Genomic DNA, 21,209 nt, shown 5'->3' with positions numbered 1-21,209 from the left:
AGCCGCTCAAAAAAGCCGGTTGAGGCCGTCGTACGCGGCTACCCGATAGGCTTCGGCCATGGTCGGGTAGTTGAAGGTGGTGTTGACGAAGTACTTCAGGGTGTTGTGCTCGCCCGGCTGGTTCATGATCGCCTGGCCAATGTGGACGATTTCCGAAGCCTGGTAGCCGAAGCAGTGCACGCCGAGGACTTCCAGGGTTTCCCGGTGGAACAGGATCTTCAGCATGCCTTGCGGCTCGCCAGCGATCTGCGCACGGGCCATACCCTTGAAGAACGCCTTGCCCACTTCGTAAGGCACCTTGGCCTGGGTCAGCTCCTGCTCGTTCTTGCCGATCGAGCTGATCTCGGGAATGGTGTAGATCCCGGTCGGCACGTCGTTGACGAAGCGCCAGCTGCCATTGTCGACGATGCTGCCAGCGGCCGAACGACCCTGGTCGTGAGCGGCACTGGCCAGGCTCGGCCAGCCGATCACATCACCGGCACCGTAGATGTTCGGCACGCAAGTGCGATAGTTCTCGTCCACTTCGATCTGGCCACGGCTATTGACCTTGACCCCGATATTCTCCATGCCCAGCTTGTCGGTATTGCCGGTACGGCCGTTGCACCAGAGCAAGGCGTCGGCCTTGATCTTCTTGCCGGACTTCAGATGCAGGATCACCCCGCTATCTACGCCTTCAACGCGGTCATATTCCTCGTTGTGGCGCACGGTGATGTTGTTGTTGCTGAAGTGATAGCTCAGGGCCTGGGAGATCTCGGAGTCGAGGAAGCTGAGCAACTGGCCGCGGTTATCCACCAGCTCTACCAGCACCCCAAGGCCGCTGAAGATCGAAGCGTATTCGCAACCGATGACCCCAGCACCGTAAACGATGAGTTTGCGCGGGGTGTGGCCGAGACTGAGGATGGTGTCGCTATCGTAGATACGCGGGTGGCCAAAATCGATGTCCGCCGGGCGATAAGGGCGCGAGCCGGTGGCGATGATGATGTGCTTGGCCACCAGCTTTTCCACTACGCCGTTGGCGCAGACCACTTCAACGGTCTGCTCGTCAGCAAAGCTGCCGGTGCCGAAGAACACGTCGACCCGGTTACGGGCGTAGTAGCCGGTGCGCGAAGCCACCTGCTTGGAGATAACCTTCTCGGCGCTCTTGAGCACGTCCGGAAAGGAAAACCAGCGCGGCTCGCCAATGGCCCGGAACATCGGGTTGGTGTTGAACTGCATGATCTGCCGGACCGAGTGACGCAGGGCCTTGGACGGAATGGTACCCAGGTGGGTGCAGTTACCGCCGACCTGACGACGGCTATCGACCATCGCCACTTTGCGTCCTGCTTTCGCGGCGTTCATTGCCGCACCTTCTCCAGCGGGGCCTGAGCCCAGCACCACTACGTCGTAGTTGTAGACAGCCATGCGTACTCCTCAGAACAGGCCGAGATGCCCTTCTGGCATCTCCGGCTAAATCATGCCGCGGCCAGCGGCATGAAGGATCAATTTGGCTCGGTTACGAACCCGGGCACAGTCTATAGAAGCGTCAACGCCGCGCACATTAACCCTTGGTCGCGTCGTAGGCTACTTTTGCCTGCACTACAGCTGCGCAAGGCTAGTGTTTTGGCCCAGCGAACAGCCGATCGAACTCCGGGTTGCTGCGTGTGACGAATCCTGTATCGGCACGCATCACAAAAAATGCTGCGATCGCGTGTTTTTCCGCGTAATCCCAACCGGCCTCCGGGCCGAGTATCAACAACAACGTCGATAAGCCATCGGCCATCAGCGTCGAAGGATGAATCACCGTCACCGAGGCCAACTGGTGAGTAATGGGCTTGCCGGCTCGAGCATCAAAAGTGTGGGAGTAACGCTGGCCGTCCTGCTCGAAGTAATTACGGTAGTCGCCGGACGTGGATACACCATAACCGTCCAGAGCAATTACTCGCTGGGCCACTTGCTGATCATCCCGGGGCTCTTCCAGGGCAATGCGCCAGGGTGAACCATCAACCTTGTGACCCACCGCCTTGAGCTCGCCCGTGGCCTCGACAAGGAAACTGTCGATCCGCAATTCCACAAGCCTGGCAGCGATACGGTCCACGGCGTAGCCGGCGGCAATGCTATTGAAGTCCACCTCCACTGCCGCGTCCTTGCACAATTCCGCCCCCTTGATATGCAACTGCTCATAGCCAACCCGCGCCCGCACCTCGGCCAGCGCCGCGGCGCTCGGGACCTTTTCCTCTCGCCCCTGGGGACCAAAACCCCAGAGATTGAGCAGCGGCTCCACCGTCAGGTCAAAAGCGCCATCGCTGTCCCGGGACAGCTGCTCGCCCACCCGCACCAATTGCAGCACCGGTTCAGGCATCGGCTGACAACTGTTGGCCGGCAAATCATTGAAACGCTCGATATCCGAATCACTGCGATAGGTGGACATCTGCCGATCGACCTCAGCCAAGATTCCCTCGACCTCGGTCTTGACCAGCGACGCTGCCGGGCCATTGGCATGGCGCACATACTGCACGGAATAGGTGCTGCCCATGGTCGGACCGGAGACGCTCTCCAGGTGATCGCCCCCACATCCCGCCAACAGCAGCATCGCCGCCCATGACATCCCCCATCGCCACCGCTGGTTACCTGGCAAGGCTTTCTCTCCCGATCAACCACCCCGCAGGGCTGGCTCTCAATGCAAAACGCCATTATGCGACAGACGGCGTCTGCCTGCGCACCTCCCTACAGCCCTCGCCCACGGGCCGAACCCCGACCTAGAGCCGGCAAAGTCCATCCAAGAGTTTTTGTTGCTGGATGGCTTTTATACACATATCGTTACAAAACTGTTCAGCGTGCAGCCTCGAGCCCCGACTTTGCAGTGAGGGACGCATAACGACCAGGGATTGCTAACAAGACAGCCAAAGTGAGTGAAAAACATGTCCACGACCACGGGCAAAGGCAAGGCGATTTTTCGCGTTGTCAGCGGCAACTTTCTCGAGATGTTCGACTTCATGGTCTATGGCTTCTACGCCACCGCAATCGCCAAGACCTTCTTTCCTGCCGAGAGTGCATTCGCCTCGCTGATGCTGTCCCTGGCGACCTTCGGTGCCGGCTTCCTGATGCGCCCTTTGGGGGCGATCTTCCTCGGTGCCTACATTGACCGTCACGGCCGCCGCAAGGGCCTGATCATCACCCTGGCCCTGATGGCCGCGGGCACCGTATTGATTGCCTGCGTGCCAGGCTATGCCACCCTTGGCGTTGCCGCGCCATTGCTGGTGCTGCTGGGACGCCTGCTGCAGGGCTTCTCCGCAGGCGTCGAACTGGGCGGCGTCTCGGTGTACCTGGCCGAAATTGCCACTCCAGGCCGCAAGGGCTTCTTCGTCAGCTGGCAATCGGCAAGTCAACAGGCCGCAGTGGTGTTCGCCGGCTTGCTCGGCGTTGGCCTGAACCACTGGCTGAGCCCCGAGCAAATGGGGGATTGGGGCTGGCGCGTGCCATTCCTGGTGGGTTGCATGATTGTTCCGGCGATTTTCATCATCCGCCGCTCCCTGGAGGAAACCCCGGAATTCCAGGCCCGCAAGCATCGCCCTTCGTTGCAGGAAATCGTCCGCTCCATCGGTCAGAACTTCGGCATTGTCATCGCCGGCATGGCCTTGGTGGTGATGACCACCGTGTCCTTCTACCTGATCACCGCCTACACCCCGACCTTCGGCAAGACCGAACTGCACCTGTCGGATTTCGACGCTCTGCTGGTGACCGTGTGCATCGGCCTGTCGAACTTCTTCTGGCTGCCGGTAATGGGCTCGCTGTCGGACAAGATCGGGCGCAAGCCGCTGCTGCTGAGCGCCACCATCCTGGCAATCCTCACGGCTTATCCAGCGCTGTCCTGGCTGGTAGCCAATCCGAGCTTCAGCCACCTGCTAATCGTCGAGTTGTGGCTGTCCTTCCTCTATGGCTCGTACAACGGCGCCATGGTGGTGGCCCTGACCGAGATCATGCCAGTCGAGGTGCGCACCACTGGTTTCTCCCTGGCCTACAGCCTCGCCACCGCAACCTTCGGTGGCTTCACTCCAGCGGTCTGTACCTATCTGATTCACGTACTGGGCAACCAGGCGGCACCGGGGATCTGGCTCAGCGGCGCAGCGGTGCTGGGGCTGATCGCCACCCTGGTGCTGTTTCGCGGCAATCGTCACGCCTTGCGCACAGCGCAAGCGGCAACCGTCGGCGGTGCCTGAAAGGCCTAGCTGGCAAGGCGCCCCCTACGGCAATCTCGCCTCTTCCATGTAGGGGTTGGCTTGCCGGAGAAGGCCACAAACAAAAACGCCCCGACATGTCGGGGCGTTTTCATTTCTGCAGAGTGCTTAGCGTGGGAACGCTGGCGGGTTGACCCCAGCCATGTCTTCCATCACCCGCACTACCTGGCAGCTGTAACCGAACTCGTTGTCGTACCAGACGTACAGCACAACGCGGTTGTCCTGAACGATGGTCGCTTCAGCGTCGACCACACCGGCGTGACGCGAGCCCACGAAGTCAGTGGACACCACTTCCTGGGAATTGACGAAGTCGATTTGCTTGTGCAGATCGGAGTGCAGCGCCATGTAGCGCAGGTACTCGTTCATCTCTTCACGGGTAGCGGCTTTCTCAAGGTTCAGGTTGAGAATGGCCATCGACACGTTCGGCGTTGGAACGCGGATCGCGTTACCGGTCAGCTTGCCGGCCAGCTCAGGCAGGGCCTTGGCAGCAGCGGTAGCAGCACCGGTTTCAGTGATCACCATGTTCAGCGCGGCGCTACGGCCACGGCGATCGCCCTTGTGGAAGTTGTCGATCAGGTTCTGGTCGTTGGTGTACGAGTGAACGGTTTCGACGTGACCGTTGATGATGCCGAACTTGTCATTCACAGCCTTCAGCACCGGCACGATGGCGTTGGTGGTGCAGGAAGCGGCGGACACGATCTTGTCGTCAGCGGTGATTTCGCTGTGGTTGATACCGTGAACGATGTTCTTCAGCTTGCCTTTGCCAGGCGCGGTCAGAACAACGCGGTCGATACCCGGGCAGGCCAGGTGCTGGCCCAGGCCGTCGGCGTCACGCCATACACCGGTGTTGTCCACCAGCAGCGCGTTCTTGATCCCGTACTGGGTGTAATCCACTTCAGTCGGGTTCTTCGCGTAGATAACCTGGATCAGGTTGCCGTTAGCGGTGATGGTGTTGTTTTCTTCGTCGATAGTGATGGTGCCGTTGAACGAACCATGAACCGAATCGCGGCGCAGCAGGCTGGCGCGTTTGGTCAGGTCGTTTTCAGCGCCTTTACGCACCACGATGGCGCGCAGACGCAGGCCGTCGCCACCACCGGTTTTTTCGATCAGGATGCGTGCCAGCAGACGGCCGATACGACCGAAGCCGTACAGCACCACGTCAGTGCCTTTGCGGGCCGAAGTATTTTGCTGACCAACCACGTCAGCCATTTCTTCGCGAACGAACTGCTCGGCGCTGCGGCCATTGCCTTCGTTACGGAATTTGAACGCCAACTTGCCCAGATCTACCGAAGCCGCGCCGAGCTTGAGCTCGCTCATGGCCTTCAGCAGAGGGAATGTTTCGTGGACGGAGAGTTCGCTGTCGTCGGAGGAACGGTGGCGAGCAAAGCGGTGGGCTTTGAGAATCGCGATGACAGACTGGTTGATCAGGCTGCGGCCATAGATCGAGCTCACCACATTGTTATTGCGGTACAGCTGACCGATAAGCGGAATCATCGCTTCTGCGAGTGCTTCACGGTCGATCCATTCACCAAGACACTGGTCGGGCTTCTGAGTCACGGGAACCTTCCACATGTAGGGGCAGAAAAAAGGGGCTACATTATGCCGCCGAGAACCTCGCGTAGCAATGCGCGCCTGTCGTGCGGAACGTAACAAAAAGCCCTTGCAAAAAAATACCACTGCGCTAGAGGCCAGTAAACACGGGGCCTCCAGCAGCGTCAATTTTTTGGAGGTCCAGCCAAACTGTCTGTAACCCTCCGTAACACTGCGCCAATCCCGCACTACATTTCGCCCTGAAAAGCGCATTTTGTTGTCATAGCCACTACATTTCCTCCAACCAGCGTAATAGACGCATCAGCCACTGACAGTGACTGCCCGGGGCCGTTACAATTACCGACTTTGTCGCAACGCTTGGAGCTTGACCGTCCGTGCCCGTCCTGCGTCTACCGCTACTCCCTGCCGCCGCCGGCAAACAGCATTGGGGCAATCTGCCCGGTGCCGCCCTGAGCCTGGCCATCGCCGAAGCCGCTAGCGCTGCAAAGCGCTTCACCCTCCTGCTGACCGCCGACAGCCAAAGCGCTGACCGACTGGAACAGGAGCTGAGCTTCTTTGCCCCGGATCTGCCGGTGCTGCATTTCCCTGACTGGGAAACCCTGCCCTACGACCTGTTCTCGCCGCACCAGGACATCATTTCCCAGCGCATCGCCAGCCTCTACCGGCTGCCGGAGCTGGAGCATGGTGTGCTGGTGGTACCGATCACCACCGCCCTGCATCGCCTGGCGCCAACCCAGTTCCTGCTGGGCAGCAGCCTGGTACTGGACGTTGGCCAGAAGCTAGATGTCGAGCAGATGCGTACACGCCTGGAAGCCAGCGGCTATCGCTGCGTGGATACGGTCTATGAGCACGGCGAGTTCGCCGTGCGCGGTGCCTTGATCGACCTGTTCCCGATGGGCAGCAAGCTGCCCTACCGCATCGATCTGTTCGACGATGAAATCGAAACCCTGCGCACCTTCGATCCGGAGAACCAGCGCTCCATAGACAAGGTCGATTCGATCCGTCTGCTGCCGGCCAGGGAATTCCCTCTGCAGAAAGACGCGGTGACCCGCTTCAAGGCGCGTTTTCGCGAGCGCTTCGATGTCGATTTCCGGCGCTGCCCGATCTTCCAGGACCTGAGCAGCGGGATTACCCCCGCCGGTATCGAGTACTACCTGCCGCTGTTTTTCGAGGACACCTCCACTCTGTTCGACTACCTGCCCCAGGACACCCAAGTGTTCTCCCTACCGGGCATTGAACAGGCGGCAGAGAACTTCTGGAACGACGTACGCAATCGCTACGAAGAGCGCCGCGTCGATCCGTCCCGGCCTTTATTGCCACCAGCGGAACTGTTCCTGCCGGTGGAAGACTGCTTCGCTCGCCTGAAAAACTGGCCGCGCGTGGTCGCCAGCCAGCAAGACATCGAAACCGGTGTCGGCCGCGAACGCTTCCCCGCCCATGAGCTGCCCAACCTGGCCATCGAGGCCAAGGCCAACCAACCCCTGGCAGCGCTTTCCGGCTTCCTCGACGAGTTCCCCGGCCGGGTGCTGTTCACCGCCGAATCCGCCGGGCGCCGCGAGGTGCTGCTGGAGTTGCTGGAACGCCTGAAGCTGCGGCCAAAAACCGTCGACAGCTGGCCGGATTTCGTCAAAAGCAAAGAGCGCCTGGCGATTACCATCGCTCCGCTGGACGAAGGTCTACTGCTGGACGACCCGGCCCTGGCCCTGGTGGCTGAGAGCCCGCTGTTCGGCCAGAGAGTGATGCAGCGTCGGCGCCGGGAAAAACGCGCCGACGCCAACAACGATGCCGTGATCAAGAACCTCACCGAGCTGCGCGAAGGCGCGCCGGTGGTGCATATCGACCACGGCGTCGGCCGCTACCTGGGCCTGGCGACCCTGGAAATCGACAATCAGGTCGCTGAATTCCTCACCCTGGCCTACGCCGAGGGCGCCAAGCTCTATGTGCCAGTGGCCAACCTGCACCTGATCGCCCGCTACACCGGCAGCGACGATGCCCTGGCCCCGCTGCACCGCCTGGGCTCGGAAACCTGGCAGAAAGCCAAGCGCAAAGCCGCCGAACAAGTGCGCGACGTCGCCGCCGAGCTGCTGGACATCTACGCCCGCCGCGCCGCACGCGAAGGCTACGCGTTTGCCGATCCCAAAGCCGACTACGCAACCTTCAGTGCCGGCTTCCCTTTCGAGGAGACCCCGGACCAGCAAACCACCATCGAAGCAGTACGCGCCGACATGCTCGCGCCCAAGCCGATGGACCGCCTGGTGTGCGGCGACGTCGGCTTCGGCAAGACCGAAGTGGCAATGCGCGCAGCTTTTATTGCCGTGCACGGCGGTCGCCAGGTGGCGATCCTGGTGCCCACTACCCTGCTCGCCCAGCAGCACTACAACAGCTTCCGCGACCGCTTCGCCGACTGGCCGGTGACCGTGGAGGTGATGAGCCGCTTCAAGTCGACCAAAGAGGTCAACGCCGCGGTGGCCGACCTCGCCGAAGGCAAGATCGACATCGTCATCGGCACCCACAAGCTGCTGCAGGACGATGTGAAGATCAAGAACCTCGGCCTGGTGATCATCGACGAAGAGCACCGCTTCGGTGTTCGTCAGAAAGAACAGCTCAAGGCCCTGCGTAGTGAAGTCGACATCCTCACCCTGACCGCCACGCCGATCCCGCGGACCCTGAACATGGCCGTCTCGGGCATGCGCGACCTGTCGATCATCGCCACCCCGCCGGCCCGACGCCTGTCGGTGCGGACCTTCGTCATGGAGCAGAACAAGAGCACAGTGAAAGAAGCCCTGCTGCGCGAACTGCTGCGCGGCGGGCAAGTGTATTACCTGCACAACGATGTGAAGACCATCGAGAAGTGCGCCGCCGAGCTCGCCGAGCTGGTGCCCGAAGCACGGATTGGCATCGGCCACGGACAAATGCGCGAGCGCGAACTCGAACAGGTGATGAGCGACTTCTACCATAAGCGCTTCAACGTGCTGATTGCCTCGACCATCATCGAGACCGGCATCGACGTGCCGAGCGCCAACACCATCATCATCGAGCGCGCCGACAAGTTCGGCCTGGCCCAGTTGCACCAGTTGCGTGGCCGGGTCGGGCGCAGTCACCACCAGGCGTATGCCTACCTGCTGACGCCGCCGCGCCAACAAATTACCCCGGACGCGGAAAAGCGCCTGGAAGCCATCGCTAACACCCAGGACCTGGGAGCCGGTTTCGTACTGGCCACCAACGACCTGGAAATCCGCGGCGCCGGCGAACTGCTGGGCGACGGCCAGAGCGGCCAGATCCAGGCCGTAGGCTTCACCCTTTACATGGAGATGCTCGAGCGCGCGGTGAAAGCCATCCGCAAGGGCGAGCAGCCGAACCTCGACCAACCCCTGGGCGGCGGCCCGGAAATCAACCTGCGCCTGCCGGCACTGATTCCCGAAGACTACCTGCCGGATGTCCACGCCCGCCTGATCCTCTACAAGCGCATCGCTTCGGCCACCGACGAGGATGGCCTGAAGGACCTGCAGGTGGAAATGATCGACCGTTTCGGCCTGCTGCCGGAACCGACCAAGAACCTGGTCCGCCTGACCCTGCTGAAACTCCAGGCCGAACAACTGGGGATCAAGAAAGTCGACGGCGGCCCGCAGGGTGGCCGCATCGAGTTCGCCGCAGATACCCCGGTGGACCCATTGGCACTGATCAAGCTGATCCAGGGGCAACCCAAACGCTACAAATTCGAAGGCGCAACACTGTTCAAGTTCATGGTGCCGATGGCGCGTCCGGAAGAGCGCTTTAATACATTGGAGGCGTTGTTTGAGCGCCTCACCCCGAAAACTGCTTGAAGGACGCCCCATGCGCCTGCTCTGTTCGTTGACCCTGCTCCTGGCCCTGGTCGCGCCAATGGCTTTTGCCGACGACCTGTACCAAGTGGAATTGATCCTTGTCCGGCAGAACGCCGAGCCGCAGATCCTCAGCCACGCGGCCCCGGAAGATTGGGCCGCCGGCGCCCAGCACCTGGCTGCGGACAACCAGCGCAGCCCATCCCTGGGCGGCATCGTCGAGAAACTCGGCGCCAGCGCTGACTACAGCGTGCTACTGCACAAGGCTTGGCAACAGACCCTGAGCGAAAACCCGGTCAAGATTGCCCTCAGCGACGGAACGGAACAGTTTGGCCAGTACCCCATCGAAGGCACCCTGAGCCTCAAGCTCGGGCGCTTCACCGATGTCGAGGCGGATTTCTGGATCAACCAGATCGACAGCAATGGCCTGGTCACCCGCAGCGAACACCTGAAGCAGCAAAGCCATACCAAGAACGGTCAGCTCAACTATCTGGACAACGGCCACCTGGCGCTGCTGATCAAGATCACCTCGCTGACCGCGCCCGCGCCCCGCCCTGCTCCAACTGAAATACCGGACTGATTGAAGTCCCTATGACCCCGCCCCTGACCAAACCCCTCGCCCCGTCCTGGGTCAATCGCTTCAAGGAACAAACCTTGGAGCGCGGCCGACGCTACGCCCTGGATAAACGCGTGCGTATCGTCAGCGCTGGAGACAGCGCTATCAATGCCAGCTGCGAAGGCTCTGGCGGCAACGTCTATCGGCAGACCATCAGCCTGCGTGAGTCGAGCAAAGGCAACCTGCTGCTGATCGACGGGCACTGTAGCTGTCCGGTCCACAGCAACTGCAAGCACGTCGCCGCAGTCCTGATGCAAGTGGAAGAAACCCTGGCCTACCCGGCGGCGGCAAAAGACGCCGAGCTGCTGGAGAAACTTTCTGCCGTCCTCGACAGCCGTCGCCCTGCAGCGCTGCCACAACAGTTGCTGGAGGATGTCCAGCCAGTGCCGCGCCTGTGGCTGGCGAGCATCGAATTCAGCGCCTTCGAACCACGCAACGGCAAGATGCAGCGCTATATCCAGCACCGCGCCGCGCTGTCGTTCAACTATAGGGGCGAGTACGTCAGCGGCCAGAAAAATGCCGACCTGATCATCCGCCAGGAACACCAGACCCTGCGGATCAAACGCCAGCCGGAGATGGAACAAGGCTACCGCGAGCAACTGCGGGGCCTGGGCTTCAAGATCGCCACCCGACAGAGCAAGGCCCTGCCGGAAAGCGCCGGCGATCTGTTCGAGATGACCAATGACAGCGCCTGGCTAACCTTCACTCTCAATGAACTGCCCAAGCTGCGCAGCCAGAACTGGGAGTTGCAGATCGATGAAGACTTCGGTTTCGACCTGACAGCAGTGGACGACTGGTACGCCAGTGTCGACGAAGCCCCCGGACGTGACTGGTTCGATCTGGAGCTGGGGATCATCGTCAACGGCGAACGCCTGAGCCTTCTGCCCATCCTGCTCAACCTGATGCGCTCCCACACCGAGATCCTCAACCCAGAGCGCCTGGCCAGGCGTCGCGATGATGAACTGATCCTGGTGAACATTCCCCATCGCCCCAACTCCGCGCATGGCCCGCTGCAAGTGGCACTGCCGTACGGGCGCCTGAAGCCGGTGCTGGCGACCCTGGGTGAGTTCTATCTGCAAGAACCTGGCGAGACCACCCTGCGCCTGAGCAGTGCCGACGCCATACGCCTGAACCCGCTGCAGGACCTGCCACTGCTCTGGGAGGGCGGCGAGCACATCCGCACCTTTGCCCAGCGCCTGCGGGACATCAAGGACTACTCGGCACCGGTCCCGGAGGGTTTGAACGCGACTCTGCGCCCCTACCAGCAGGAAGGCTTGAGCTGGATGCAGTCACTGCGTCAGCTGGAAGTCGGCGGCATCCTCGCCGACGACATGGGCCTGGGCAAAACCCTGCAGACCCTGGCGCACATCCTCAGCGAAAAAAACGCCGGCCGCCTGGACCGCCCCTGCATGGTAGTCATGCCCACCAGCCTGATTCCCAACTGGCTGGACGAAGCGGCGCACTTCACTCCGCAGCTCAAGGTCCTGGCCCTGTACGGAGCCGGGCGCAAAAAGCACTTCGGGCAGCTGGCCGATTACGACCTGCTGCTGACCACCTACGCGTTGCTGCCCAAGGACATTGAACAACTGGCCGCACAACCCTTGCATGTACTGATCCTCGACGAGGCGCAGTACATCAAGAACCCGTCGAGCAAGGCCGCCCAGGCTGCCCGGGACCTCAATGCCCGCCAACGCCTGTGCCTGTCCGGCACGCCCCTGGAGAACCACCTGGGAGAACTCTGGTCACTGTTCCACTTCCTGCTGCCGGGTTGGCTTGGTGACGCCAAGAGCTTCAACCGCGACTATCGGGTGCCGATCGAAAAGCATGCCAGTGAAGTACGCCTGCAGCACCTGAATGGCCGGATCAAGCCTTTCCTCCTGCGCAGAACCAAGGAACAAGTGGCAACCGAGCTGCCGCCCAAGACCGAGATCATCCACTGGGTCGAGCTCAACGAAGCGCAGCGTGACGTCTACGAAACCATGCGCCTGGCCATGGACAAGAAAGTCCGCGACGAAATCACCCGCAAGGGCGTGGCCCGCAGTCAGATCATCATTCTCGAAGCGCTGCTCAAGCTGCGCCAGGTGTGCTGCGACCTGCGCCTGGTCAACGATTCGCCACCGGCACGGGGCAGTACATCGGGCAAGCTCGACAGCCTGATGGAGATGCTCGAGGAGTTGTTCGAAGAGGGTCGGCGCATCCTCCTGTTCTCGCAGTTCACCTCAATGCTGAGCCTGATTGAGGCTGAGCTGAAACGACGCAACATCGCCTACGCCCTGCTTACCGGCCAGACCCGGGACCGACGTACACCGGTGCGCGACTTCCAGAGCGGCAAGCTGCAGATTTTCCTTATCAGCCTCAAGGCCGGCGGCGTCGGTCTCAACCTGACCGAGGCCGACACCGTGATTCACTACGATCCCTGGTGGAACCCGGCAACCGAGAGCCAGGCCACCGACCGCGCCTATCGCATTGGCCAGGAAAAACCGGTATTCGTCTACAAGCTGATTGCCCGGGGCACCGTGGAAGAGAAGATCCAGCACCTGCAACAGGAGAAATCGGACCTCGCAGCAGGCGTATTGGATGGCCGCAAGGCCGGTGATTGGAAGCTGCAGAACGAAGATATCGAAGCACTGTTCGCTCCGCTGCCGGATAAACAAGCAGCCCGCTAAACAGCTGAGGACGAGCCAGCGTCCACAGTGCAGCCGACAATGACTGCACTGCGAACGTCATGATCTGTCAGCCATGTCGAGGCAACAGCCTCAACTGCCACCTCGCTCACCGACAAGCGCAAGACACCAATGCCAAGCGCCCTCAATCAATCAGTTGAGCGGCCCTCAGCGCACCCAGTGCGGCAAGCCAGCGAGGTGCCTGCTTGTACTCGACACTGGCAACAGCCTGGCCACGCATTCGCGCGATGCGCGGCGACGGCCGCACCTTCAGGCGCTGCACCGCGCTGAGGGCCAACTCAGCCGCCGCGCGATCGTTGCACACCAGGCCCATGTCGCAACCGGCGGACAGCGCAGCTTCGATGCGGCTCGCCGCATCCCCCACCACATGAGCACCGGCCATGGACAAGTCATCGCTGAAGATGACCCCATCGAATTGCAGCTCGCCACGCAGAATGTCCTGCAGCCAGCGGCGGGAGAAGCCTGCCGGCTGCGGATCGACTTGTGGGTAGATGACATGGGCTGGCATAACTGCCGCCAGCTGCCTGCTCAGGCGGGCGAACGGCAGCAGGTCCTTGGCACGGATTTCATCCAAGCTGCGCTCGTCGCAAGGAATTGCCACATGGGAGTCGGCTTCGGCCCAGCCGTGCCCCGGAAAATGCTTGCCGGTAGCAGCCATGCCAGCACCGTTCATGCCACGGATAAAGGCCCCGGCCAGCAGCGCCGCCAGCTCGGGATCCCCCTCGAAAGCACGACTGCCCACCACCGCGCTGCGCTGGTGATCAAGATCCAGGACTGGAGCGAAACTCAGGTCCAAGCCCACTGCCAGCACTTCGGTGGCCATGATCCAGCCACATTGCTCGGCCAAGTACTCGGCATTCGGATTGTCCGCCAGGGCGCGCATGGCCGGCAGGCGGACAAAGCCCTGACGCAGCCGCTGCACCCGGCCCCCCTCCTGATCCACCGCCAGTAGCAGGTCCGGACGAATCGCGCGAATTGCCGCGCTGAGTTCACGCACCTGGCGCGGATGCTCAATATTGCGGGCAAATATGATCAGGCCGCCCACTTCCGGATGACGCAGGAGTTGGCGATCTTCAGCCGTCAGCCAGGTACCGGCGACGTCCACCATCAAGGAGCCTTGCAGGCCAGCGGTCATAAACATTCCTTAAGCACAGATGCGCGCACCATCAACGATGGATTCCAATGAACGCAGACAGGGCCGGATCCGCCACGGATGCAACCGGGCCAATCGGCGTCGGCGAGAGGAGAAGGCACAGGGGGTATAAAACAAGAATCGGCATGGGCGGCTAGCTTAGCGGATGTAAGCTGTCGCGCCCAGCCGTGAGGTCAAGCCTTGGCGACTGCCGGGGCTGACTTGCTGCGCGGCTTGAGCTGGGCGCTGGCCATGGCTTCGTCAGTGACACCGGTTTCGGCACGCATGCCTGCTGCGAGAAACGGCACCATCAAGCGCATGACCTGCTCAATCGAGGTATTGACCCCGAAATCGGTCTCGGCGATGGCCCGCAATGCCTTGATCCCCGACATGCTGAACGCCGCCGCACCCAGCATGAAGTGAACGCGCCAGAACAGCTCGATGGGTGGAATACGCGGCGCTGCTTCGTTGACCAGCAGCATGTAACGGCGAAACACCTTGCCGTACATGTCTTCCAGATAACGCCGCAAATGCCCCTGGCTCTGACTGAAGGCCAGCCCTAGCAGGCGCATGAAGATCGACAGGTCATTGCCGCTACGCGGCTGCACTACCAACGCCTGCTCGACGAGGATCTCCAGCAGTTCTTCCAGGCTCGGCTTGTTGTCCGGCTTGGACTGGCGTCGCTCCAGCTCGCGATCGAGGCTGATGCAGAACGGCCCGAGAAAACGCGAGAACACCGCCTGGATAAGGGCCTTTTTGGAACCGAAATGATAGTTGACCGCTGCCAGGTTGACCCCGGCCTTGCTGGTGATCAGCCGCAACGAGGTCTCGGCAAAACCTTTTTCCGCGAACAACTGCTCGGCAGCATCGAGAATGCGTTCAACGGTTTCCGACTGGGCCATGGCTACTCCGCCTGACAAACACTTGTTTGAAACATACGTTTCAGGCTCTGCAATGTCAAGCCTGCAAGCCTCCCCAGAGGCCGTTCGGCGCGCTATTTAATCACACCTGCCGGCCACTGTAGCCAGCCTTCGGCGGCGGACTCCGACACTTGGATGACAACCTCCCGGCCAACCATGGGAAAAGGAGGATTGCCAAGCGACGTTCACTGTATATAATCCCAGTCACTGTATAAAAAGACAGAGCGATCGACATGCTAAAACTGACGCCACGCCAAGCTGAGATTCTGGCTTTTATCAAACGCTGCCTTGAAGACAACGGCTACCCGCCTACCCGCGCCGAAATTGCGCAGGAACTGGGGTTCAAATCCCCCAATGCCGCAGAAGAACACCTCAAGGCCCTGGCCCGCAAAGGCGCGATCGAGATGACTCCCGGAGCCTCCCGCGGGATCCGCATTCCCGGTTTCGAGGCCAAGACTGACGACTCGCTGCCCATCATCGGCCGTGTCGCTGCCGGCGCACCGATCCTGGCCCAGCAGCACATCGAAGAGTCCTGCAACATCAACCCGGCCTTCTTCCATCCCCGTGCCGATTACCTGCTTCGGGTCCACGGCATGAGCATGAAGGACATTGGTATCTTCGACGGCGACCTGTTGGCGGTCCACACCACTCGCGAAGTCCGCAACGGCCAGGTAGTGGTGGCGCGCATCGGTGACGAGGTCACGGTCAAGCGCTTCAAGCGCGAAGGCAGCAAAGTCTGGCTGATGGCCGAGAACCCTGAATTCGCCCCCATCGAAGTCAACCTGAAAGACCAGGAACTGGTGATCGAAGGCTTGAGTGTCGGCGTCATTCGCCGCTAAAGGAGGCTCCATGCAGTTCCCCCACACACCACAGCAAGCACAACTGCCACTGTTCGAAGCGTTTCTGCTCCAGCCATTGGCGCCAGCGCTCAAGGAAGTAGTCGAATCGCCCTGGAACAAAGATCCAGAAGCTTTCAGCGAACTGTCGTTACGCGGTGCCACCGGGAACTGCCTGAACCTCCTGGCACCGATCCTCAGGGAACTGAGCCAGGATCAGGACGCTCGCTGGCTAACCCTGATTGCGCCTCCCTCTAGCCTGACCCAGAGCTGGTTGCGGGACGCCGGACTGAATCGCGAACGTATTCTGCTGCTACACCCCCGCGGAAACCAGAGCCCGCAACAGCTGGCCTGTGAAGCCCTGCGCCTGGGCCGCAGCCATACGGTGGTCAGCTGGTTGAACCCACTGAGCGGCGGCGCCCGGCAACAGCTGATCAGCGCCGCACGCACAGGCGATGCGCAAAGCCTGAATATTCGCCTGGGATAAACACCGGAAAGTCGCTGGAAATTCGCCTGAATGGCGCAAGGCTTCTCCAGGATTGAGAAGCCGAAACAAATACGACGAGCAGCAAGAAGAAAACCGATAAACGGACTTAGTGAAGAACCCGCGGACCGTCTTCCTTGTCGATTTCACCCTCAACCAAGCGACCAGCCATCTGTACGCCGACGCTCAACATGGCCTTGGCCACTTCCACATGCTGACCTTGCAGAAAGGCTTTGGCGTCCTCGGAGAAATCCAAAGTAACCAGAGAACCCTCGTCCTCAGCTCTGCGCAGCTCGATACGACCGTCTGGCAACTCGACAATTTCTAGAAAGGACGTTGGCATAAAAGTCTGTTCTCCACGAAAGGGCGAGATTATATCAGTCATCGCCCCGCCCTCGCTCGGGATCTTGAGCAAGCTTAACTGACTCACCAGCACAGCTCTCCGCCTATATCCCCCTAATCAAGGCCAACCACCCTTCCAGCCGTTACTGCCCTATTCCCTCGGCAACGACCAAGGAAAACTCAGGAGCGGGCTCCTGCAACTCCGCCAGCCGATGCACCAGCTCCAATATCGGGTACAACCCCGGCAATTCGATACCCGCCTTGATCCGCTCACGAAAGGACGGAAGATCGCTGAGCGGCCCGGGATCGGCATAAGCCATGACTTCGGCATCGTCGAAGCTCAGGCACAGTCGCCCCTGGCTGGAAAATTCCAGGTTCACTTTTTCCAGGCGGCGTGCAAGCCCCATCAAGAAGAGCTGGATCGCAGGCGTGGCGAAGCTCGTGCAACAGGCCTGGTCACTGCCGCGCAACACAAAAGCCTGATTGAAATCGTCGCAATCAACCTTGAAGCGCCGACCTGTCAATGATCGTTCCTGGGGGTCGGTCAGGGCCGAAATGCCTCTGACCCAGGGAAAATCCAGTACCAGGCTATAGCGACTGAAGGTCTCATAGACCGTATTGTAGCTGCCGCCTGCTCCACGTTCGCTTCGCGAGCTCACGTACTGCAGATGGTAATACTCGAACGCCAACGAGTGTCGGACTCCGTGGTAAATGCCCTGGATCGACTCCACGATATAGCGACGCTCATTACCTCGGTCGTAATCAACAAACTCGTTGTTCAGCCTCTTCAGGCACCAGTCTGCGTCACTATCGACTTCACTCAGGTCATTACTGAATAGCGCACACTTGCGGGCGATATTCGACGCCAGCCCCGTCAACGAGCCAGACAACCCCTTCATGACGTAGTAGCTGAAGAAACAGCAAGCCAAGCCCACCCAGAACATGACCCCCATGTCATCCATCAACAGCAAGGCAGCGAACGAAGCAATGGCCAGGACCAGCAGCGCTATTGACTGCACATGGTCAAACTCCAGCCCGCCAGGGAATATCTCGAGCCTGTCGAGCACTTCCAGCAGATCCGCCTTGGACCGGGCGCGAGTGACCCGCACCTGACTATCGTCCAGCAGGCGAACCAGCGCCTGATCACGTAAAAAAAACAGCATGACTCATCCTTGATCAAATCATCGAACGTCGAATCAACCGGCGATCAGCCTCAACACTCGTTCAGACCATCACGAAAGCGAATCGCCAGAGCCTTGAGGTTCTGCCGCCAGCTCTCCAGCTCTTCCCGACTCAGTTCCTCTTCCGGCTCCTGCTCATCCAGGTTGACTGCCACAATCAGTGGCTGAGTCACATCACCCTTGGGCTTGTGCGGCGCACGGGGCGGCTGGAACAGCGCGCCATAGGCCGACAACAGCTGAGCCAGCCAGGTTTGCGGACTATTCGCCAGCTCCAGCAACTCCGCCAACTCAGGAATGGCAATGCTCTCCAGCACCTCACGGCTGAGGATCTGCTCGACACGAGCGGCATTGGCCTGTGGCAACCTGTAGAACCCGGCAATTTCATGGCAAAGCCCCAGCAAGGCTCCGTACAGATGAAACAACACCGACTCACGACCTGCCTGAACCTGCGCCTGAGCATTCATCGCCCGCGCCTCTTCAGCGCGGGCCAAAACCTCCAGCGACAAGCCGGCAAAATAGATTTTCTGATTGGTACGGGTATAGAGCTCGTGGGCCATATAGGCAGCCTCCACCAGGAGAGAGAACCGAATGCGGATGGCACAGTTTCAGGGATCACTCCGGCTTGCCGCAAGCCAAAAGAAAGGCCGCATGAGACCCGGGGGCTTCATGCGGCCTTGTCCAACAGCGCGCCGAGAAACAAGTCTCGGCGCCCCTGTCACTTGGTGCGTTTGTCTTCGACCTTCCAGCTGCCGCCGTCGTAGAAGGCACGCCAGCCGGTGGGTTTACCATCGACCTCGGTCTGTACGTACTGCTCCTTGGTCTTGCGGCTGTAACGCACCACTGCTGGACGGCCATCCGGATCCTTCTTCGGCGCTTCGCAGAGAAAGTGATACTTCGGATCGATTTCGTCCTTGTGCGGGATCAGCTCAAGCACCAACGGCGCACGGGTCTCGCGGTTTTTCGGGAACTGGCTGGCAGCCAGGAACAGACCCGATGCACCATCGCGCAAGATGTAGGTGTCGTTGACCTTCTCACACTTCAGCTCAGGCATCTTCACCGGATCCATCTTCGGTGGCGCCGCATCACCACTCTTCAGCAACTTGCGAGTGTTCTTGCAGGTCGGGTTGGTGCAACCGAAGAACTTGCCAAAACGGCCGGTCTTGAGCTGCATCTCACTGCCGCACTTGTCGCACTCCAGGCTCGGACCCTCATACCCCTTGATCCGGTAACTGCCTTCTTCGATCTCGTAGCCGGCGCAATCCGGGTTGTTACCGCAGATGTGCAGCTTGCGCTTCTCGTCCAGCAGGTAAGCATCCATCGCCGTGCTGCAGATTGGGCAACGGTGTTTTCCGCGCAGCACCAGGGATTCGGACTCACCCTCATCGTCTGCAGCGATCTCGTCACCCGGCACCAGGTTGACGGTGGCCTTGCAACGCTCCTTAGGCGGCAGGCTATAACCCGAGCAGCCAAGGAACACGCCAGTCGACGCAGTACGGATCTGCATAGGCCGACCGCAGGTCTGGCACGGAATGTCGGTCATCACCGGCTGGTTGGCGCGCATGCCGCTTTCAGCGCTCTCGGCCACTTCGAGCTTCTTCTTGAAGTCGCCGTAGAACTCGTCGAGCACATTCTTCCAGTCGCGCTCGCCCTGAGCCACGTCATCGAGGTTCTCTTCCATGCCGGCGGTGAAGCCGTAGTCCATGAGATTGGAGAAACTCTCGGAAAGACGCTCGGTGACGATGTCGCCCATTTTTTCCGAGTAGAAACGACGGTTGTGCAAAGTCACATAACCGCGATCCTGAATGGTCGAAATGATCGCAGCGTAGGTCGATGGACGACCGATACCGCGCTTTTCCATTTCCTTCACCAGGCTGGCTTCGGAGTAGCGCGCCGGCGGCTTGGTGAAGTGCTGGCTCGGGTCGAGCTTGATCAGCTTCAACACTTCGCCCTGAGCCATTTCCGGCAGCACATCGTCATCGCCCGGCTTGGCCATTTGCGGCATGACCCGGGTGTAGCCGTCGAACTTGAGGATGCGGCCCTTGGCACGCAGTTCGAAGCCACCCGCAGCAACACTGACGGTGGTAGACAGGTACTGCGCTGGCAGCATCTGGCAAGCCAGGAACTGACGCCAGATCAGCTCGTAGAGACGCTCAGCGTCACGCTCCATGCCCGACAGCTTGCTTGGCTCGGTGTTGGCATCGGAAGGGCGAATCGCTTCGTGAGCCTCTTGCGCGCCTTCCTTGCTGCTGTAGACATTCGGGTTTTCCGGCAGGTACTTCTTGCCGAACTCGCCTTCAATATAAGTACGCGCCATCGTCACGGCATCAGCCGAAAGGTTGGTCGAGTCGGTACGCATATAGGTGATGTAGCCCGCTTCATACAGACGCTGAGCCATCATCATGGTCTTCTTCACCCCGAAGCCCAGGCGGTTGCTCGCGGCCTGCTGCAGGGTGGAAGTAATGAACGGTGCCGACGGCTTGCTGCTGGTGGGCTTGTCTTCACGCTTGGCAACGCTGTAGGCCGACGCCTTGAGCTTCTCCAGGGCAGCCATGGCCTGGGTCTCATTGAGCGGCTTGAAGGCTTCACCGTTTTCACGAGCCACTTCAAAACGCACATTCGAACCCTTGGCGGTACCAAGATCCGCGTGTATTTCCCAGTATTCTTCCGGGATGAAGGCACGAATCTCACGCTCGCGCTCTACCACCAGCTTCACTGCTACCGATTGCACACGACCGGCCGACAAGCCGCGGGCGATCTTCGCCCACAACAGTGGCGAGACCATGTAACCCACAACGCGGTCGAGGAAGCGTCGGGCCTGCTGCGCATTGACCCGATGAATATCCAGCTCACCCGGCTTGGAAAACGCCTCTTGAATAGCTTTCTTGGTGATTTCGTTGAACACCACGCGCTTATAACGGCTGTCATCACCACCAATGGCTTCCCGCAGGTGCCAGGCAATTGCCTCCCCCTCGCGGTCCAAGTCCGTTGCGAGATAGATGGTGTCAGCATCCTTGGCGAGCCGGCGCAGCTCTTCGATGACCTTTTCCTTGCCTGGAAGGATCTCGTACTTGGCTTTCCAGCCATGTTCCGGATCAACACCCATGCGCGAGACCAGCTGCTTGCGCGCTTTCTCTTTAGGCGAAAGCGCGGGCGCCTCACCAGCGGCAGCCTTGCCACGCTTCGCGGCTGGCTCTTTGGCGGCACTTGCCGAACCGCTGGTGGGCAGGTCTCGGATATGGCCGATACTCGACTTCACCACGTATTGGTTACCCAAGTACTTGTTGATGGTCTTGGCCTTAGCCGGGGATTCCACAATGACCAGCGATTTGCCCATGGATCAGAAAATTCCTGAATTCGAGAAGTGAAAGGCGGTTGGCGCCTGACGCGGCACCGCTATATATAGTGGCAACAAGGTGAGGTCAAGCGCA

The 21,209-nt window shown here is 60.4% G+C and carries 15 protein-coding genes; 6 read left to right on the top strand and 9 right to left on the bottom strand.

Translation table 11 applies throughout. The annotated features are described in order from the left end of the window. Nucleotides 1–6: 6 nt before the first annotated feature. Together sthA and GV818_RS15770 are read right to left on the bottom strand one after the other, a co-directional pair. A complete protein-coding gene (sthA, locus tag GV818_RS15775) occupies nucleotides 7–1,401 on the bottom strand; it encodes a Si-specific NAD(P)(+) transhydrogenase (protein WP_161776966.1) in 1,395 nt (464 codons plus the stop codon). Between the two features lie 190 nt (nucleotides 1,402–1,591). After that, entirely contained in the window at nucleotides 1,592–2,584 is a 993-nt protein-coding gene (locus tag GV818_RS15770) for an FAD:protein FMN transferase (RefSeq protein WP_372242095.1), read from the bottom strand. Nucleotides 2,585–2,897: 313 nt separating this feature from the next. Here GV818_RS15770 and GV818_RS15765 point away from each other — a divergent pair, with 313 nt between their 5' ends. Further along, nucleotides 2,898–4,196, top strand: a complete 1,299-nt coding sequence (locus GV818_RS15765; protein ID WP_161759541.1) for an MFS transporter — start codon at nucleotides 2,898–2,900, stop codon at nucleotides 4,194–4,196. A 126-nt stretch (nucleotides 4,197–4,322) separates the two neighbouring features. Here the strand turns inward: GV818_RS15765 and GV818_RS15760 are convergent, their stop codons facing one another. Then, a complete protein-coding gene (locus GV818_RS15760) occupies nucleotides 4,323–5,786 on the bottom strand; it encodes a glyceraldehyde-3-phosphate dehydrogenase (RefSeq protein ID WP_161759540.1) in 1,464 nt (487 codons plus the stop codon). 353 nt (nucleotides 5,787–6,139) lie between these two features. On the opposite strand from GV818_RS15760, the gene mfd reads away from it, so the two are divergent. Genes mfd through GV818_RS15745 form a run of 3 tightly spaced genes read left to right on the top strand, consistent with a single transcriptional unit; the run spans nucleotide 6,140 to nucleotide 12,868 of the window. Then, on the top strand, nucleotides 6,140–9,589 hold the full coding sequence (mfd, locus tag GV818_RS15755) for a transcription-repair coupling factor (protein WP_161776965.1): 3,450 nt from the start codon (nucleotides 6,140–6,142) through the stop codon (nucleotides 9,587–9,589). A gap of 10 nt (nucleotides 9,590–9,599) precedes the next feature. Next, nucleotides 9,600–10,166, top strand: a complete 567-nt coding sequence (locus GV818_RS15750) for a CsiV family protein (RefSeq protein WP_161776964.1) — start codon at nucleotides 9,600–9,602, stop codon at nucleotides 10,164–10,166. 11 nt (nucleotides 10,167–10,177) lie between these two features. Next, nucleotides 10,178–12,868 (top strand): DEAD/DEAH box helicase, encoded by a 2,691-nt coding sequence (locus tag GV818_RS15745; protein WP_161776963.1) that lies wholly within the window; start codon nucleotides 10,178–10,180, stop codon nucleotides 12,866–12,868. Nucleotides 12,869–13,010: 142 nt separating this feature from the next. Here GV818_RS15745 and nagZ read toward each other — a convergent pair whose 3' ends face one another. After that, nucleotides 13,011–14,009, bottom strand: a complete 999-nt coding sequence (nagZ, locus tag GV818_RS15740) for a beta-N-acetylhexosaminidase (protein ID WP_178124938.1) — start codon at nucleotides 14,007–14,009, stop codon at nucleotides 13,011–13,013. A gap of 203 nt (nucleotides 14,010–14,212) precedes the next feature. Continuing rightward, a complete protein-coding gene (locus tag GV818_RS15735) occupies nucleotides 14,213–14,920 on the bottom strand; it encodes a TetR/AcrR family transcriptional regulator (protein WP_161776961.1) in 708 nt (235 codons plus the stop codon). 251 nt (nucleotides 14,921–15,171) lie between these two features. On the opposite strand from GV818_RS15735, the gene lexA reads away from it, so the two are divergent. Together lexA and sulA are read left to right on the top strand one after the other, a co-directional pair. After that, the gene (lexA, locus tag GV818_RS15730) at nucleotides 15,172–15,777 is read left to right on the top strand and encodes a transcriptional repressor LexA (protein ID WP_161753137.1); all 606 of its coding nucleotides are present in this window, start codon (nucleotides 15,172–15,174) and stop codon (nucleotides 15,775–15,777) included. A gap of 10 nt (nucleotides 15,778–15,787) precedes the next feature. Then, nucleotides 15,788–16,261, top strand: a complete 474-nt coding sequence (gene sulA, locus GV818_RS15725) for an SOS-induced cell division inhibitor SulA (protein WP_161753139.1) — start codon at nucleotides 15,788–15,790, stop codon at nucleotides 16,259–16,261. Nucleotides 16,262–16,367: 106 nt separating this feature from the next. On the opposite strand, the gene GV818_RS15720 is transcribed toward sulA, so the two are convergent. The 4 genes from GV818_RS15720 to topA form a co-directional block, all read right to left on the bottom strand. After that, a complete protein-coding gene (locus GV818_RS15720; protein ID WP_011060267.1) occupies nucleotides 16,368–16,601 on the bottom strand; it encodes a hypothetical protein in 234 nt (77 codons plus the stop codon). A gap of 142 nt (nucleotides 16,602–16,743) precedes the next feature. Next, nucleotides 16,744–17,763, bottom strand: coding sequence for a hypothetical protein (locus GV818_RS15715; protein WP_161776960.1), 1,020 nt, complete (start codon nucleotides 17,761–17,763; stop codon nucleotides 16,744–16,746). 50 nt (nucleotides 17,764–17,813) lie between these two features. After that, nucleotides 17,814–18,338: a DUF6586 family protein gene (locus GV818_RS15710; protein WP_161753143.1), complete on the bottom strand. Its 525-nt coding sequence runs from the start codon at nucleotides 18,336–18,338 to the stop codon at nucleotides 17,814–17,816. Between the two features lie 158 nt (nucleotides 18,339–18,496). Then, the gene (topA, locus tag GV818_RS15705; RefSeq protein ID WP_161753145.1) at nucleotides 18,497–21,115 is read right to left on the bottom strand and encodes a type I DNA topoisomerase; all 2,619 of its coding nucleotides are present in this window, start codon (nucleotides 21,113–21,115) and stop codon (nucleotides 18,497–18,499) included. Nucleotides 21,116–21,209 lie beyond the last annotated feature (94 nt).

Source organism: Pseudomonas sp. Fl4BN1, from assembly GCF_009908285.1.
Taxonomy (GTDB): Bacteria; Pseudomonadota; Gammaproteobacteria; order Pseudomonadales; family Pseudomonadaceae; genus Aquipseudomonas.
This window is presented reverse-complemented; position numbering and strand designations above follow the sequence as displayed.